This window comes from Actinomycetota bacterium, from assembly GCA_019347575.1.
Lineage (GTDB): Bacteria > Actinomycetota > Nitriliruptoria > Nitriliruptorales > Nitriliruptoraceae > JAHWKY01.
The window spans coordinates 107863-123101 of the sequence record JAHWKY010000006.1 but is presented as its reverse complement, the minus strand read 5'-3'; the positions used below and the strand labels follow the sequence as shown (position 1 = coordinate 123101).

The following is a 15239-nucleotide window of genomic DNA, read 5'->3' as shown; positions in this document are numbered from 1 at the left end:
CCTCATCCTAAAGCGCGAGCGATCGTCCTCCCTGGTTGGATGCGGCCATGACGTCGACCCTCCTCGAGGTGATGGCACGCCAGCGGGCGTGCCGTCACTTCCGGCCCGATCCTGTCCCGTGGGACTTGCTCCGCCCCGTGCTCACCGCGGCCACGCGCGCCCCGAGCGCCGAGAACCGCCAGCCGTGGCGGTTCGTCGTCGTCGAGGACGGCGACGCGCGAGCGCGGATCGCGGGGATCACGAGCAAGGTCTGGGAGGGCGGGGCGCGATCGCACGCCGAGGCGTCGCTACCACCGGCGCTGTTCGTCGACGTCGACGAGGCGGCGAGCGCCGGCTACGGCGGGGCGCCGGCGCTGGTCGTCGTCCTGCTCGACCGTGATGCCGCCGGAGCCGGCGACGCGGGCCCGTCGATCTGGCCCGCGGTGCAGAACCTCCTGATCGCCGCCACGGCCGAAGGATTGGGCTCGGTCCTGACGACACTCGCGACGTACCTGCCGGACGAGCTGCGTGAGGCCACCGGCGCCCCGGCCTCCTGGGATCCGGTCGCGGTCATCCCGCTGGGGTACCCGGCCGAGCCGCTGGGCCCGAGCCGTCGCCGAGCGCTCGACGAGGTGGCGTGGCACGACCGCGTTGGAACCCCGCTGCCAGCCGGTCCCGACGGTGGATCCACGAGGTCGTGAGCTCGACCCGGGTCAGCCCTTCCCGCGCGAGCGAGTCCGGCCGGGGCGCGCGTTCTTCTCGATGTGCTCGATCACCGCCCCGGCGACGTCCTTGCCGGTCGCGGTCTCGATCCCCTCGAGACCGGGGGAGGAGTTCACCTCGAGAACGACGGGTCCGTGGTTGGAGCGCATCAGGTCCACACCGGCGATGTCGAGGCCCAGGATCTTCGCCGCGCGCTTGGCCGCCGCGCGCTCCTCGGGCGTGAGTATGACCTTGCTCGCACTGCCCCCCCGGTGGATGTTGGATCGGAACTCTCCGGGTGCCGCCGTGCGCTTCATCGCGGCGACGACGCGGTTGCCCACGACGAACGCGCGGATGTCGGTGCCGCCCGCCTCCTTGATGAACTCCTGCACGAGGATGTTGGCGTCGAGCTGTCGGAACGCGCCGATGACCGACTCCGCGGCCTTGCGCGTCTCGGCCAGGACGACGCCCATGCCCTGGGTCCCCTCGACGAGCTTGACCACGAGCGGGGCGCCGCCCACGATGTCGATGATGCCGTCGATGTCCTTGGCGCTGTGGGCGAAGCTCGTGACCGGCAGGCCGACCCCCTCGCGTGCCAGGAGCTGCAGGGCCCGCAGCTTGTCGCGGGCGCGCGTGATCCCCTGCGACTCGTTCGCCGGGTACACGCCCATCATCTCGAACTGGCGCACGACCGCCGTGCCGTAGAACGTGTGGGGCGCGCCGATGCGGGGGATGATCGCGTCGGCGTCCGTCAGCGCCTGTCCCGCGTAGCGCACCGCGGGGCGGTGCGAGGTGATGTCCATGTAGCAGCGCAGGTAGTCGATGACCCGCACCTCGTGGCCGCGCTCCTCCGCCGCCTGCCGCAGGCGGCTCGTGGAGTACAGGCCCGCGTTGCGGGAGAGGATGAGGATGCGCATCGGTGTGGGGTGCCCCTCAGACGGCGGCTACGAACGCTAGCGCGCCCTGTGCGGAACGGTCAGCCCGCCGTGAGCAGGAACCAGATCCGGTACGCCAGCACCGTCATGATGAGCACCGCGATAGCCGCCCACCAGCCACGCGACGCCCGTATGGGCTCGATCGAGCCCTCGAACTCCGCGGAGCTCTCCTCGATCGCATCGAGGAGCTCACGGGCGGACTCCGCCTGGCCCTCGGGCACCATGAGCCGGTACGCACAGGCGAGGTAGGCGAGCTCAGGGTGGAGGCCGCCGGCATCGTCACTGGCGACGGTGACGCGGTAGCCCTCGGCGTCGAGGAGGGACCACTTCAGGTCGGCTTCCCAGCGGGAACCGCACGAGGCGATCGCCACGACCCGCTCGTAGGCGGGTACGTCGGTCACGAGGGGGCGCTGGTTCGGTCCACGGTGACCAGGGTAGTCAGTCGCGCTTGCTCATCTTCTTCACGAGGTCCTCGAACCCCACGACCGACCCGTCCTGGGCACCCGCCTTGCTGCGCTTGACCTGGGTGGTCGGATCGACGTCGCCAGCCTCGGCGCGCAGCGCCCCGACCGTCGCCTGCCCGCGGGGCCGCACCGAGAAGGGGTCGAAGCTGAACAGCTGCATCGCGTTGCCGTGGGTGATGGCGTTGATCTCGTCGTCGGGTACCCCGTCGAGCTGCTTGGCCACCAGCTCGGGTGAGTGCGGCCACGAGGAGTCGCTATGGGGGTAGTCGCACTCCCAGGTGATGTTCTCGACCCCGATGGCGTGGCGGGCGTCGATGCCGTGCTGGTCGTCGATGAAGCACAGGGTGAAGTGCTCGAGGAAGACCTGGCTGGGCAGCTTCTCGCCGAAGTCCTGGTGCGTCCACGGGGAGTGGCGCTGGTAGACGTAGTCGACGCGCTCCAGGAAGTAGGGGATCCACCCGATGCCGCCCTCGCTGAGCGCGAAGCGCAGGTCGGGGAACCTCCTCAGGGTCGGACTGAACAGGATGTCGGTCGCCGCCTGGATCGAGTTCATCGGGGTCAGCACGACCATCGTGTCGATCGGGGCGTCCTTGGCGGTCATCACGAGCTGGCTCGAGCTGCCGATGTGGAGGCAGACGACGACGTTCTCCTCGCTGCACGCGCGGAAGAACGGGTCCCAGTGCTCGCTGTGGTAGCTGGGCCATCCGAGCTTCTCGGGGTTCTCACTGAACGTCACCGCGTGGCAGCCCTTCGCCGCGACGCGGCGGACCTCGTCGGCCATCAGCTCGGGGTCCCACAGCGGCGGGATGGTCAGGGGGATGAACCGGTCCGGGTGGCTGCCCGCCCACTCGTCGATGTGCCAGTCGTTGTACGCCCGCACCATCGTCAGCGCCAGCTCCTTGTCCTCGGTGCGGGCGAAGAGCTGACCGCAGAACTGCACGAAGCTCGGGAAGCACATGGAGGCCAGTACCCCGTTGAGGCTCATGTCCGCGACACGACGGTCGACGTCGTAGCAGCCATCGCGGATGTCATCGAAGGCGGTGGGTTCGAAGCCCCACTCCTCGGGGGGCTTGCCGGCGACGGCGTTCAGACCGATGTTGGGGATGCGCTGACCCTCGTAGACCCACACGTCGTCGCCGTTGTCGAGGCGCTCGACGCGCGGGGCGCGGTCCCTGAACCGGTCCGGGACGTGGCCATCGAACATGTCGGGGGGCTCGACCACGTGGTCGTCCACGCTGATCAGGATCAGGTCCTCGGGCTGCACAGCCTCGCCTCCCACCCGCGGTCTATGACGTCCGTGTCAGGTTATCGCGTTCCGCGGCGGACTCCACAGGGACCCGGTGTGCGGACGGCTCATCCGCACCGAGGGGAGTAGCCTCGGAACGAACGGGCGAGGAGGTCGTCATGGTCGCCGAGACGCGCAGCGGCAAGGGTCCGTGGACCTACGAGGAGCTGTCGCGGCGCACGCCCGAGGACCACGTCCGCCGCGAGATCATCGACGGCTGGCTCTACATCGACGGTCAGCCCGTCGACGACCCGATGGCGGACGTCGTCTCGGATTCCGCGACGCCCGCACACCAGCGTGTCGTGCTGGAGCTAGCGGTGCGCCTCCGGTCGTACGAGGACGCGCACGTGGGGCAGACCGGCCTATCGCCGCTGGACGTGGCGCTCGGCGACCACACCCTCCAACCGGATGTCTTCTGGGTCCCGACCGACGAGCGCATCGAGCACCCCGTCCGGGTCACGCCCAGCTTCGTCGTCGAGGTGTCGTCACCGTCGACGCGACGGCATGACCTCGTGCGCAAGCGTCGCGTCTACGAACAGGCGGGGGTTGCCGAGTACTGGTTCGTCGATCTCGACGCCAACCGCATCGAGCGCTACTCGCTCGGACCGGACGGCAGCTACGGGCATCCCGACCTCGTCTCGGGCGGGGCGAGCATCGCCTCGACGGCGCTGGGGGCCTTCGAGGTGGCGGTCGACGACCTGCTGCCTTACTGATCTAGGAGGCCTGTGCGCCACTGTGGCGCACAGCCCTCCTAGCTCGGGAGCGCGTCCTCGATCGCGCTCACGAACCCCTCGTCGTCAGGCGTCACGGTCGTGCGGAACCGGGTCACCTGATCGCCGCCCGGCGTCACGAGGAACTTCTCGAAGTTCCAGTAGATGTCACCGTCCTTGCCTTCGTGGTCGGGCGTGCGCTTCAGTTCGGTGAACAGCGGGTGCTCGCCCTCGCCGTTGACCTCGACCTTCTCGAACAGCGGAAAGCTCACGCCGAAGTTCACGCGACAGAACTCGGCGATCTCCTCGTGGGTGCCGGGCTCCTGGCCGCCGAACTGGTTGCAGGGGAAGCCGAGGATGGCGAACCCGCGATCGGCGTACTTCTCGTACAACGACTGCAGGCCGTCGTACTGCGGGGTGAAGCCGCACTTCGAGGCGACGTTGACGATCAGGACCGCCTTCTCGCGGTACTCACCGAGGTCGGTCTCCTCGCCGGACAGGGTGCGGACGGTGTGGTCGTAGATGGCCATCTGACAGCTCCGGGTGTCGAACGGTCCGGGGGCGCACCCAGGCTAGTCCCGTTCTTCTAGCCGCGGACCGCCGACGCCGCTTCGTGGAGAGTTATGTTCACCAGTGAGGCCAGGTCTCCACGGAGCGGGGCGCCTCACGGCCCTGCCCGGCGCTCGATCTCGACGGCGACGCGAGGGTCGACGGCATCGGGGCCACCCACGAGCACGATGCGCTCGAAGTCGACGGTGTCGAGCCAGGCCCGGACGTGCGGACTGCCGTCGAGGTCGAAGCCGTCGAGCAGCACGAGGACGCCGCCGGTCGCTGCGACCGCCGGACCGGCTCCCAGCGCATCGGGCCAGTCGCGCCCCGTGGCGAACCACGAGCGGGCCGGATCCAGACCGACGGCGGTACCGGCCTCGGCGACCTCCATCGAGGTGGCGTAGCGATCCTGGCCGGCGAGCCGGTCGACCGTGATGCCTCGCGCCTCGATCTCGTCGGCTACGTCGGTACCGATCGCCGCAGGTCCACCGATCAGCGTGGCTCGTTCGACGCCGACCTCGTCCAGAGCCCGAGCGGTCTCGTCGGGGAGCAGGTCGGTCTCGACCAGCAGGACCGGTGAGCCGACGAAGGCGGCGAGGGGCGCCACGCTCACGGCATCCGGCCAGCCGCGGGTCGGGTCCGGGTCGCGACCCTCCACGATGAAGGCGTGGTCGGATGGTCCGAGCTCCTTCGCGACCAGCCGCGCCGTGCCGTTGCGGTCGGCGCCACCTCGTCGCCGCACGTCGGTGATACCGAGCTCCTCGAGGTCGTCGACGACCTCCGACGTGAGCGCAGCCTCGGAGCCGAGGAGGAACACCGTCTCGACACCCAGCCGGACGAGCTCGGCCGCGACCTCCCCATCGAGGTGGCCGGTGGGCGTCAGCAGCAGCGGGGCGTCGTGAGCGTGGGCCAGCGGGGCGCCGCTCAGAGCATCGGGGTAGAGGTCGGCCCGGGCGAGCACCGCCACGTCGGCAGCATCGAACGTGTGCCGCGAGATCGCCACGGCGGTCTGGATGCGGGTCACGCCGGCGCGACGCCGGGTAATGCCCGGGGCGAAGACCGGGTGCCGTTCGCTGCTCGTCACCGTGGTATCTCCGTCGGCATCCACGCTGTGGCGGGCCTGCTCGGCGAGGTCGAGGACCCAGGTGTCCCAGCGCGTGCAGTCGCAGTCGGGATCGTCCGCAGCGACATCGAACGCGAGCTGCAGCCCGTCCGGGGTCCAGCTCAGACGGCCGCCCCGCGACGCGTCGGCGTGATCCGAGATCGGAACCGCCTCACCGGAGTGGGCTCCGACGACGGTGAGTCCGTACCCGGAGGTCGGCTCGCGCGTGGCGACGGCGATGCGCGACGCGTCGGGGTGCCAGGCGGGAGCGACCTCGGGACGCACCGAGCCGCCGTCCGCCCCGATGTTGCTCAGCCTCGAGACCTCGTCGCCGTCGGTCGAGACGAGGTAGAGCTCCGATCTGGTCCCTGCGTCGGCGCCGTCGGGCGCGGCGACGAAGGCGAGCTCGTCCGCCTCAGGGGACCACGCCACCTGCTGGGCGTCGAGATCCGGGCCCGTGAGTCGTCGCGCCTGTCCGGAGACGTCGGCCAGCCACACCCCCGGTCCGTCGCCGATCCAGGCGAAGCGGTGGCTCTGCTGATCCCAGACGGGGCGGGAGACGGGAGCGGACTCGGGGACCAACGCCCCGACGGCGACCGGCTCGCCACCGATGGCAGGTTTGACGTACATCTGGGTCCAGCGATCGGGACCCTCGCCGACCGTCTGGGCGTACGCCACGTGACGCTCGTCGGGGGAGACCGAGCCCCGGACATCGGCGACGAGACGCTCGTCTCCCGTGCCGAGGTCGACGGCTCTCACCTCGTCGTCGCCGAGCACCATCACCTCGCCACCCTCGGGTGTCCAGGCCACGGCCTCGGTGGCCCCCAGCGGGTGGCTGGTCGCGTCCGGCTCCACCACGTAGGCATCGACGGGCACGGCATCGCCCTCGTCGTCGTCCCACAGCAGCAGGCGGTGAGCAGCCGGCTCCACCGCCACGGCTGCCCCGACGGTGAGCGCCATCACGCCCAGCGTCGCGGTCACGATCGTGCGCAGCACCACAAACGACCTCCCGTCCCCCTGCTCGGGGGGCCAGGTTTAGCAGGGCGCTCAGTCCCGCGTCGCGTTGCTGCCGAGCAGGATCGTCGATGCCGACGAGAACCAGCCGCCGGTCCCGTTGACGCACGCCACCTCGGCATGCGGCACCTGGCGGTCGCCGCCCTCGCCCCGCAGTTGCTTCACCGCCTCGACCAGCAGGAACATCCCACGCATCCCCGGGTGGCAGGCCGACAGCCCGCCGCCGTCGGTGTTGGTCGGCATCGCTCCGCCGACACGCATCGTGCCGCCCTCGAGGTACGCCCCCCCCTCGCCGCGCTCACAGAAGCCGAGCGCCTCGAAGGTCATCAGGACCATGATCGTGAAGGCGTCGTAGAACTGGCACACATCGACGTCGCCGGGAAGCAGATCGGCGTGGTCGAAGGCGAGCTTGCCCGATCTCGCTGCGGGCGAGAGGGTGAAGTCTTCCCACTGGCTCATGGTCGTGTGGCTCGTCGTGGAGCCGGTCCCGAGCACGTGGACCGGTGGCTGGCGCAGGTCACGCGCGCGCTCCGCCGTGCTGACCACGATCGCCCCGCCGCCGTCGGAGCGGATACAGCACTGCAGCTTGGTGAACGGGTCGGCGATCATCTCCGACTCGAGCACGTCGTCGACGGTGATCGGTTCGCGGTAGTAGGCATCGGGGTTGAGACCCGCGTTGTAGCGCGAGTCGACGGCGATGTTCGCCAGTTGCTCGATCGTCGTGCCGTACTCGTGCATGTGCCGGCGCGCGGTCATCGCGTACTTCGCGATGAGGCTCAACCCGTACGGCGTGTCGAACTGCACCGGCCCTCGCGCCCCGAAGCTGAGGTTGGCCGTGCGCAGCCCCTTCTTCAGATCCGCGCGGGCGGTGGAGCCGTAGACGATCAGCACGTTGGTGGCGAGACCGGACTCGATCGCCGCGACGGCGTGTTCGAGCATCACGAGCCAGGTCGATCCGCCCACGCCGGTCGAGTCGACGTAGGTGGGACGCAGGCCGAGGTACTCGGCGACCTCGACCGGTTGCAGCAACCCCATCCCGGTGGACATGAACCCGTCGACGTCGTGCTTGCCGAGCCCCGCGTCCTCGATGGCCCTTCTGGACGCCTGGTAGTGGAGGTGGAAGGGCGTCTGGTCATCGACCCGGCCGACGTCGCTCAGTGCGGCGCCGACGATCGCGGCCTTCCTCATCCGTCCCTCCTGATCCTCGTGGTCCTGGCCGGCTGGGGGATCACCGCAGCCGCCACTCGACGCGCTCGCCCGAGGCGAAGCGCGCCTGACCGGCCGCGAGTGCCTCCTCGCTGGTCCCTGCCGCGATGAGCGCCCACCCCTGCTCCAGTGCCTGCCGACGTCCCATCTCCCACGCGGTCCACACCGATCGGACCGTCGCCTGGACGGCCAGCGCTGGCTGCGAGGCGATGATCCTCGCGAGCCGCCGTGCCGCGACGGGGAGCTCCTCCTGCGAGACGACCTCGCTCACCAGGCCGATCTCGTAGGCACGTCGTGCGCTGAGGCGCTCGTGGCTGCCGGTGAGTTGCATCCGCAGCACCTCACCGAGGGGCATGCGCTGGGCCATGTGGATCGACTCGAAGACGCTCGCCATCCCGAAGGTGACGTGGGGGTCGAAGAAGGTGGCGTTCTCGGATGCGAGGATGATGTCCACCTCGCCGAGCAGGTAGAACGCCCCGCCGCACGCCATGCCGTTCACCGCCGCGATGATCGGCTTCCACAGGTCGTTCGACTTCGGTCCGATGATCCCGCCGGGGTCGTCGAAGTGGACGTAGCTGGCTCTGCTTCCCACCTCACCCACACGAGCATCCGCGGTTCCGCCGGCTGCGATCTCGGCCCGGTCGATCCCGGTGCAGAAGGCACGGTCGCCGGTGGCCGTGAGGATGGCCACGTGCACGTCGAGGTCGCGACGGATGGTGCGCCACACCGTCCGCAGCTCGTCGCGCATGGTCGCGTCGAAGGCGTTGAGCACGTCGGGGCGGTTCAACGTGACCCAGGCGACGTGCTCGTCGACGCGGTACTCGATGGCGGTGAAGTCGTCCACGACGCAGCTCCCCATCGACGGAGCCGACACGCTAGCGGTGAGGTCACAGGAGAACGGCGCCCAACCGTGGCGCACGCTGGGTGCCGCTCTCGTCGTGCAACTTGACACCCGTGTCAGGGAACGGATACCAACCACACTGCTCCGGCGGACGTCGGAGCGTGACCGGAGCGGGCGCGTGGCTGAGCAGCTGCACTTCGAGGACGTCAACGTCGGCGACGAGGCGCCGCCGATCAGCCACGAGCTGACACGCACCGACCTCGTGCGGTACGCGGGAGCATCCGGGGACTTCAACCCGATGCACCACGACGAGATCAAGGCTCAGGCCGCGGGGCTGCCCAGTGTCTTCGGCCACGGCATGTTCTCGATGGGGCTGCTCGGCCGCGCGATCACCGACTACGTCGGGTTGGCGAACCTGCGTCGGTACGGCGTGCGCTTCACCAAGCAGACGTGGCCCGGCGACACCCTGAGCACGAAGGTGAAGGTCACCGACAAGCGCAAGGACGGCGACGACAACCTGGTCGACCTCGAGGTCGAACTGGTGAACGACGACGGCGTCGCGGTCGTGACCGGTTCGGCTACCGCCGCGCTCCCCTCACGCGGCTGAGCGCGTGCGCTGTGCTCAAGTAGCCGAAGGGCGGTAGCACGCCGATGTGCTCAAGTAGCCGAAGGCGGTAGCACGCGGATGTGCTCAAGCAGCCGAAGGCGGTAGCACGCGGATGATGAGGTTCGACGTCCCGACCCCCGACGGCGAGACCCAGCCGTTCTACGACGCCGCCGCCGATGGCAGGTTGCTGATCAAGCGCTGCGGGGCGTGTGGCGAGCACCACTTCTACCCACGTCCGTTCTGCCCGACGTGCTGGTCGGACGACGTCGAGTGGGTCGAGGCGTCAGGAACGGCGAGCCTCTACACCTACTCGGTGGTGCACCGCAACGACCTGCCGCCGTTCCCCGAACGCGTCCCGTACGTCGCCGCGATCGTCGAGCTGGCCGAAGGCCCGCGCATGGAGACCAACATCGTCGATGCCGACCCCGACACGCTCGAGGTCGGCATGGCCCTGCAGGTCACCTTCCGCGCCCACACCGACGACCTCGTCCTGCCCTTCTTCACCCCCGCCTGATCTTTCCTTCGGCGACGGCGCATCCGCGCCGTCGATCCAGACCTCGGCGGCCACCCGCGGCCGAGAGCGCGGTCTCGGCCGCTCTGGTTGCACGGGGATCCGGACCGTCTCGCCGAGCTTGGTGACTGCGCATCCGTGCCGTCGCCAGAGTCAGGGCATCTTCAGGCCGGGGGCGCGGGAGCGGAAGATCGTGGCGTTGACCTCGGGGCCGATCTTGGTGGCGTCCCACCGATCCTCGGTGGTGATCTCGGCGCCGAGTTTCCACGGCTCGTAGTGCGCGATGGACGAGCCGACCGCTCGGAACACCTGGCCCGTCACGTGCAGTGCCTCGTCGGAGGCGAGCCAGGCCACCATCGGGGCGGAGTTGCCCGGGCTCATGCGGTCGAACTCGTCGAACTCCTCCGGCTCCTTGACCTCTATGTCTGGCATAGCAACGCCGACCATGCGGGTGAAGCCGCCCGGGGCGACGGCGTTGGCGCGGACGCCGTAGCGCGCCAGTTCCAGGCTCGCGATGACGGTGGTCGCGGCGATCCCGGCCTTCGCCGCCCCGTACGCGACCTGCCCCACGTTGCCCTGCAGGCCCGCGCTCGAGACCGTGTTGACGATCGCCGCACGCGGCTGGCGGCCTTCCTTCGACTCCGCCCGCCAGTACGCCGCCGCATGGTGGATACACGCGACCGTTCCCTTGAGGTGCACGCGCACCACGGCGTCGAAGTCGGTCTCGGTGAGGCTCACGATCATCGAGTCGCGCAGGATCCCCGCGTTGTTGACGAGGATGTCGAGACGTCCGAACTCGTCGATGGCGTGCTGGACGAGCCGCCCCGCACCCTCCCAGTCGGCGATGTCCTCGAGGTCCGCGACCGCCTCGCCGCCCCGCTGCTGGATCAGCTTGGCGACGGTCTCGGCGGGGCGCTCGTCGCTGTCCTCGCCGGCGACGCCGACGCCGAGGTCGTTGACGACGACCTTGGCTCCTTGCTCCGCCAGCTCGAGCGCCTCGCCGCGGCCGATGCCGTGTCCGGCCCCGGTGACGATCGCGACCTTGCCGTCCAACAGACCCATGCGCGTGCTCCATCCTCGCGGGAGGCGACCCGCCGCTTCGAATTGTGCTACCGCTTCGCTGCTTCAGCACCATCGAGTTGTGCTACCGCTTCGCTGATTCAGCACCATCGAGTTGTGCTACCGCTTCGCTGCTTCAGCACCTCGTTTGCGACGGGTCTCGGGGGCTGGCTACTGTAGCTCGCGTTCCTGACGGTCATGTCAGGGTCGTGAGATCAGCGGAGGGATCACGTGGCGGACGCACGGGAGCTCATCGGCAAGCCGACCCCGCCGCAGGCGGTGGTGATCGAGCGTGGGCCGGTCAGCTACTTCGCCGAGGCCATCACCGACGGGTCGCCGATCTACCAGCGCCCCGACGCCGCGAGGGAAGCCGGCTTCGACGCCATCCCCGCCCCGCCGACCTACGCGTTCGCGTTCCAGCACATGGGCGCCTACCCCGAGATCCAGCCCGAGGGATCCAGCGACGTCAACCCGGTCATGCACGCCATCGGAGCACTGATGCAGGAAGGCGGTCTCGTGCTCCACGGTGAGCAGGAGTTCGTCTACCACCGCCCCGTCCTCGTCGGGGACAAGCTCACCAGCCAGGGCACGATCAAGGACGTCTACTCCAAGGAGGGGTCGTCGGGCACCATGACGTTCGTGGTGACCGAGACCGACTGGCTCGACGAGAGCGGCGAGAAGGTCGTTACCGCGATCACGACGCTGATCCACCGCGCCTGAGCCCGCGCGTGGCCGACGACTGGACCTTCCCGTACGAGGGACCGCTGCACGAGGTCGCCCCCGAGCTGCACGAGGCGCAGGTCGCGTGGCTCGAGTCGATCCAGTCCCTCACCAGCCTCGACCGTCGGACCCACGAGCTGATCCGTATGGTCTGCCTCGCCATCGCCCGCAACGCCGACGGCGTCACGCGCCACGCGCAGTTCGCCGCCGAGGCTGGCGCGACGTGGGCCGACATCGTCGAGGCGCTCGCGCTGACCCAGCCGGCGTTCGGCGTGTTGCCCGCCAGCGCGGCCATCGAACCAGCCCGGCGCGGCTTCGAGCAGGCCGAGGAGGCCGAGGCAGACTAGGAGTGTGCTGGACATGTCCGGTGGATGCATGACGAGGCCGACAGGGTCATCTGGCAAGGCGCCGACCGGAGGCGATGCAGCGCATCGTCGAGGATCGGCAACGCCGCCAGGGGCGTCGTCGGGCCGTCAGGCGCCGCCAGCGACATGTTCAGCGCGCTCCTGGTGACGGGCGTCCCGTGACCCACACGTTCCGCCAACCCGCGGTCTTCCGCGTCCCGCCGAAGGTGGACGACGCCAACCAGCACTACTGGCGCGGCGGCGCCGATGGTGAGCTGCGCCTGCTGCGCTGCCAGGACTGCCGAGCCTGGATCCACCCGCCCGCGCCGATCTGCCGCGAGTGCCTGTCGCGTGACCTCGAGGTCGAGACGGTCAGCGGTCGGGGCGTCGTGCACAGCTACACGCTGAACCACCAGCCGTGGAACCCCACGATGAGCCACCCGTACGCGATCGTGCTCGTCGAGCTGGAGGAGGGTCCTCGGCTGCTCACCAACCTCGTTGACGTCGACCCGGACGACGTGCGCATCGGGATGGACGTCGAGGTGTGCTTCGAGGTCATCGGCGAGGGCGAGCGCGAGGTGCACCTGCCACAGTTCCGCCCGACCGGAGGCGGTGGTGGCTGAGGCGGAGCGGCGCGCCATCGTCAGCGGCATCGGCCAATCCGAGGTCGGCCGCCGCCTCGGCCGGGGTGAGCTCGACCTGACCGTCGAGGCGTGCCTCGAGGCGATCGCCGACGCCGGACTGACCCGCGACGACATCGATGGACTCGCCAGCTACCCGGGCGAGATGGGCACACCCAAGGGCTTCAGCGGACCGGGGACGCCCGCGGTGCAGGACGCGCTGGGCCTGCAGCTGTCCTGGCACCGCGCCGGGCCCGAGGGCCCCGCACAGCTGTCGGCGTTCGTCGACGCGGTCCTGGCCGTCTCGGCGGGCCTCGCTCGCCACGTGCTCGTGTACCGCACGGTCACCGAGGCCACGGCCCAGGGCTCCGGAGGCCGCAAGGGGATCGGGCTGCCCAGCGGCGGAGCCGATCCGTCCAGCGCGGTCAGAGGGATGGGTGGTTTCCTGCAGTGGCTGCTGCCCTACGGGGCGTACTCCGCCGCGAACTGGACCGCGCTGTACGCGCAGCGCTACGCCCACGAGTACGGGCTCACCCGAGAGCAGCTCGCCTGGATCGCGCTCAACGACCGACGCAACGCGGCCATCAACCCGAAGGCCGTCTACCGCGATCCCCTCACGATGGACGACTACCTCGGGGCACGCATGATCAGCGAGCCGCTGTGCCTCTACGACTGCGACGCCCCGTGCGACGGCGCCACCGTCGTGATCGTCTCTGTCGCCGACCACGCCCTAGCCCTGGACCATCGCGTGATCACCGTCGACGCCGTCGGGACGGCGCTGCGCGGCCGGCCGTCGTGGGACCAGTGGGAGGACCTGACCACGATGGCGGGGCGCGACGCGGCCGCGCACCTGTGGTCGCGCACCTCCCTGACCCCAGCCGACGTCGACGTCGCCCAGCTGTACGACGGCTTCAGCTGGCTGACGCTCATGTGGTTGGAGGCGCTCGGGTTCTGCGGTCGCGGCGAGGCGGGCGCCTTCATCGAGGGCGGGACGCGCATCGCGCTCGATGGCGAGCTGCCACTCAACACCGCGGGCGGCCAGCTCTCAGGCGGTCGCCTTCACGGCTTCGGCCTGCTCCACGAGGCCATCGTGCAGCTGCGAGGTGAGGGGGGCGAACGTCAGGTACCCGGCGACCCCGAGGTCGCCGTGGCCGCGGCAGGTGGCGGCAACCTCGCCGGCTGCGTCCTGCTCACCCGCAACCGCTGAGGAGACACGCCATGGGACGGCTCGACGACAAGGTCGCCATCGTCACCGGGTCCGGTCAGGGCATCGGCCTGGAGTACGCGCGTCGCTACCTCGCTGAGGGCGCCAAGGTGGTCATCGCCGAGATCAACGAGGAGCGGGGCGCCTCCGCCGTGTCCGAGCTCGGCGGTGGCGACGCCGTCACTTTCGTCCGCACCGACATCTCCGACGAGGCCTCGGCCGAGGCGTGCGTCGCGGCGACGGTCGAGCGCTTCGGCCGGGTCGACGTGCTCGTCAACAACGCCGCCCTGTACTACGACATCGACAACCGCGACCAGAGCCTGGAGTACCTGCGCAAGGTCTTCGACGTCAACCTCCACGGCACCTGGATCATGATCAAGTCGGTCGCCCCGACGATGGTGGAGCAGGGCGGGGGCGCGGTCATCAACCAGAGCTCCGGGGCGGCGTACACCTACGTCATCCCGCCGATGGGCTCGGGGCGGTTCAAGGGCGTCGGCAGCTTCAGCTACAGCCAGACCAAGCACGGGGTCATCGGGCTGACCAAGTTCATGGCGGGCCAGCTCGGCCGCCACGGCATCCGCGTCAACTGCATCGTCCCCGGCATCACCCGCACCGAGGCGACCGAGAAGCAGGTTCCCAGCCACTTCCTCGACGCGCTGCGCTTCATGACCGCGCTGCAGAAGGACCTCGAACCCGAGGACCTGACCGGTGCTGCCGTGTTCTTCGCCAGCGACGACGCCCGGATGATCACCGGCCAGATCCTGTGCGTCGACGCCGGCATGAACATGCCCGGATGATGGTGCCCATGCCGGCAGGCGCGTTGCCCGGTTCCCCGGAAACCACCGCATCCGGTGGTTTCTCCGTGAGCTTCAGCAGCTGCGGTCGTCGAGACGTCTCCGAGATGACAGGAACCACCGGATCCGGTGGTTCCCATCTGGCATCAGCCTGCGGCCGACGGTCGTCTCAGACGGTTTCCCAGGCGGCGACCTTGGGGTGGTCCACGGCGACGGCACCGACACCGGCGGCGCCCCCGGGGGAGCCCAGACCGCTCACGTCGTCGTTGAAGAAATCCGCGTTGATGGGGGTGAACTCCTGCCACTCATCCGGCACGTCGTCCTCGTAGAAGATGGCCTCGACGGGGCACGCGGGCTCGCAGGCGCCACAGTCGATGCACTCCTCGGGGTGGATGTAGAGCATCCGGTCGCCCTCGTAGATGCAGTCGACCGGGCACTCCTCGACGCACGCCTTGTCCTTCACGTCGATGCAGGGCTCGGCGATCGTGTAGGTCATCCGCGTTCTCCGTTCCGGCCGCCTCGTGGCGCTCAGAGGTGGTGCTTCGTCCGCAGGCTACCTGGCCGTCTGGTTGCACCACCAACCGTCAGTGCGA

General features: G+C 69.7%; 16 protein-coding genes and 1 pseudogene. 8 read left to right on the top strand and 9 right to left on the bottom strand.

What is annotated here, in order from left to right; translation table 11 throughout:
* Positions 1–47: 47 nt before the first annotated feature.
* Positions 48–680, top strand: a complete 633-nt coding sequence (locus tag KY469_05640) for a nitroreductase family protein (GenBank protein MBW3662566.1) — start codon at positions 48–50, stop codon at positions 678–680.
* 12 nt (positions 681–692) lie between these two features.
* On the opposite strand, the gene rimK is transcribed toward KY469_05640, so the two are convergent.
* From rimK to KY469_05625, 3 genes are read right to left on the bottom strand one after another with little or no spacing between them, the layout of a single operon-like run.
* The gene (gene rimK / locus KY469_05635) at positions 693–1598 is read right to left on the bottom strand and encodes a 30S ribosomal protein S6--L-glutamate ligase (GenBank protein MBW3662565.1); all 906 of its coding nucleotides are present in this window, start codon (positions 1596–1598) and stop codon (positions 693–695) included.
* A gap of 59 nt (positions 1599–1657) precedes the next feature.
* A complete protein-coding gene (locus KY469_05630; protein ID MBW3662564.1) occupies positions 1658–2017 on the bottom strand; it encodes a hypothetical protein in 360 nt (119 codons plus the stop codon).
* 37 nt (positions 2018–2054) lie between these two features.
* Positions 2055–3344, bottom strand: a complete 1290-nt coding sequence (locus KY469_05625; protein ID MBW3662563.1) for an amidohydrolase — start codon at positions 3342–3344, stop codon at positions 2055–2057.
* A 275-nt stretch (positions 3345–3619) separates the two neighbouring features.
* Here KY469_05625 and KY469_05620 point away from each other — a divergent pair, with 275 nt between their 5' ends.
* Positions 3620–4078 carry a Uma2 family endonuclease gene (locus KY469_05620; GenBank protein ID MBW3662562.1) on the top strand — a complete coding sequence of 153 codons (459 nt, stop codon included), beginning with the start codon at positions 3620–3622 and terminating at the stop codon, positions 4076–4078.
* A 38-nt stretch (positions 4079–4116) separates the two neighbouring features.
* Here KY469_05620 and KY469_05615 read toward each other — a convergent pair whose 3' ends face one another.
* The 4 genes from KY469_05615 to KY469_05600 form a co-directional block, all read right to left on the bottom strand.
* Positions 4117–4605, bottom strand: coding sequence for a glutathione peroxidase (locus KY469_05615; protein MBW3662561.1), 489 nt, complete (start codon positions 4603–4605; stop codon positions 4117–4119).
* A 134-nt stretch (positions 4606–4739) separates the two neighbouring features.
* Entirely contained in the window at positions 4740–6725 is a 1986-nt protein-coding gene (locus KY469_05610) for a cell wall-binding repeat-containing protein (GenBank protein ID MBW3662560.1), read from the bottom strand.
* A gap of 48 nt (positions 6726–6773) precedes the next feature.
* Positions 6774–7928 carry an acetyl-CoA acetyltransferase gene (locus KY469_05605; GenBank protein MBW3662559.1) on the bottom strand — a complete coding sequence of 385 codons (1155 nt, stop codon included), beginning with the start codon at positions 7926–7928 and terminating at the stop codon, positions 6774–6776.
* Between the two features lie 40 nt (positions 7929–7968).
* Positions 7969–8805: an enoyl-CoA hydratase/isomerase family protein gene (locus KY469_05600; GenBank protein MBW3662558.1), complete on the bottom strand. Its 837-nt coding sequence runs from the start codon at positions 8803–8805 to the stop codon at positions 7969–7971.
* On the opposite strand from KY469_05600, the gene KY469_05595 reads away from it, so the two are divergent.
* Both KY469_05595 and KY469_05590 read left to right on the top strand, forming a co-directional pair.
* Positions 8771–9394 carry a MaoC family dehydratase N-terminal domain-containing protein gene (locus KY469_05595; GenBank protein ID MBW3662557.1) on the top strand — a complete coding sequence of 208 codons (624 nt, stop codon included), beginning with the start codon at positions 8771–8773 and terminating at the stop codon, positions 9392–9394. The two genes, KY469_05600 and KY469_05595, sit on opposite strands and share 35 nt — an antisense overlap.
* Before the next feature lie 112 nt (positions 9395–9506).
* Positions 9507–9908, top strand: coding sequence for a Zn-ribbon domain-containing OB-fold protein (locus KY469_05590; GenBank protein MBW3662556.1), 402 nt, complete (start codon positions 9507–9509; stop codon positions 9906–9908).
* 150 nt (positions 9909–10058) lie between these two features.
* Here KY469_05590 and KY469_05585 read toward each other — a convergent pair whose 3' ends face one another.
* Positions 10059–10967: an SDR family NAD(P)-dependent oxidoreductase gene (locus tag KY469_05585; protein ID MBW3662555.1), complete on the bottom strand. Its 909-nt coding sequence runs from the start codon at positions 10965–10967 to the stop codon at positions 10059–10061.
* Positions 10968–11216: 249 nt separating this feature from the next.
* On the opposite strand from KY469_05585, the gene KY469_05580 reads away from it, so the two are divergent.
* The 4 genes and pseudogenes from KY469_05580 (at position 11217) to KY469_05565 (ending at position 14649) form a co-directional block, all read left to right on the top strand.
* Positions 11217–11684 (top strand): MaoC family dehydratase N-terminal domain-containing protein, encoded by a 468-nt coding sequence (locus KY469_05580; GenBank protein MBW3662554.1) that lies wholly within the window; start codon positions 11217–11219, stop codon positions 11682–11684.
* An 8-nt stretch (positions 11685–11692) separates the two neighbouring features.
* A complete protein-coding gene (locus KY469_05575) occupies positions 11693–12031 on the top strand; it encodes a carboxymuconolactone decarboxylase family protein (GenBank protein MBW3662553.1) in 339 nt (112 codons plus the stop codon).
* A gap of 74 nt (positions 12032–12105) precedes the next feature.
* Positions 12106–13855 (top strand): annotated as a pseudogene (locus KY469_05570) (OB-fold domain-containing protein).
* An 11-nt stretch (positions 13856–13866) separates the two neighbouring features.
* Entirely contained in the window at positions 13867–14649 is a 783-nt protein-coding gene (locus KY469_05565) for an SDR family oxidoreductase (protein ID MBW3662552.1), read from the top strand.
* Between the two features lie 166 nt (positions 14650–14815).
* Here the strand turns inward: KY469_05565 and KY469_05560 are convergent, their stop codons facing one another.
* A complete protein-coding gene (locus tag KY469_05560) occupies positions 14816–15142 on the bottom strand; it encodes a ferredoxin family protein (GenBank protein MBW3662551.1) in 327 nt (108 codons plus the stop codon).
* Between the last annotated feature and the right edge of the window lie 97 nt (positions 15143–15239).

Bases quoted from the DNA above. Each gene is read 5' to 3' on its own strand.
- KY469_05600 (MBW3662558.1), bottom strand. From the start codon at position 8,805: ATGGGGAGCTGCGTCGTGGACGACTTCACCGCCATCGAGTACCGCGTC.
- KY469_05565 (MBW3662552.1), top strand. From the start codon at position 13,867: ATGGGACGGCTCGACGACAAGGTCGCCATCGTCACCGGGTCCGGTCAG.
- KY469_05640 (MBW3662566.1), top strand. From the start codon at position 48: ATGACGTCGACCCTCCTCGAGGTGATGGCACGCCAGCGGGCGTGCCGT.
- KY469_05620 (MBW3662562.1), top strand. From the start codon at position 3,620: ATGGCGGACGTCGTCTCGGATTCCGCGACGCCCGCACACCAGCGTGTC.
- KY469_05590 (MBW3662556.1), top strand. From the start codon at position 9,507: ATGATGAGGTTCGACGTCCCGACCCCCGACGGCGAGACCCAGCCGTTC.
- rimK (MBW3662565.1), bottom strand. From the start codon at position 1,598: ATGCGCATCCTCATCCTCTCCCGCAACGCGGGCCTGTACTCCACGAGC.
- KY469_05585 (MBW3662555.1), bottom strand. From the start codon at position 10,967: ATGGGTCTGTTGGACGGCAAGGTCGCGATCGTCACCGGGGCCGGACAC.
- KY469_05615 (MBW3662561.1), bottom strand. From the start codon at position 4,605: ATGGCCATCTACGACCACACCGTCCGCACCCTGTCCGGCGAGGAGACC.
- KY469_05605 (MBW3662559.1), bottom strand. From the start codon at position 7,928: ATGAGGAAGGCCGCGATCGTCGGCGCCGCACTGAGCGACGTCGGCCGG.
- KY469_05595 (MBW3662557.1), top strand. From the start codon at position 8,771: ATGGCGGTGAAGTCGTCCACGACGCAGCTCCCCATCGACGGAGCCGAC.
- KY469_05560 (MBW3662551.1), bottom strand. From the start codon at position 15,142: ATGACCTACACGATCGCCGAGCCCTGCATCGACGTGAAGGACAAGGCG.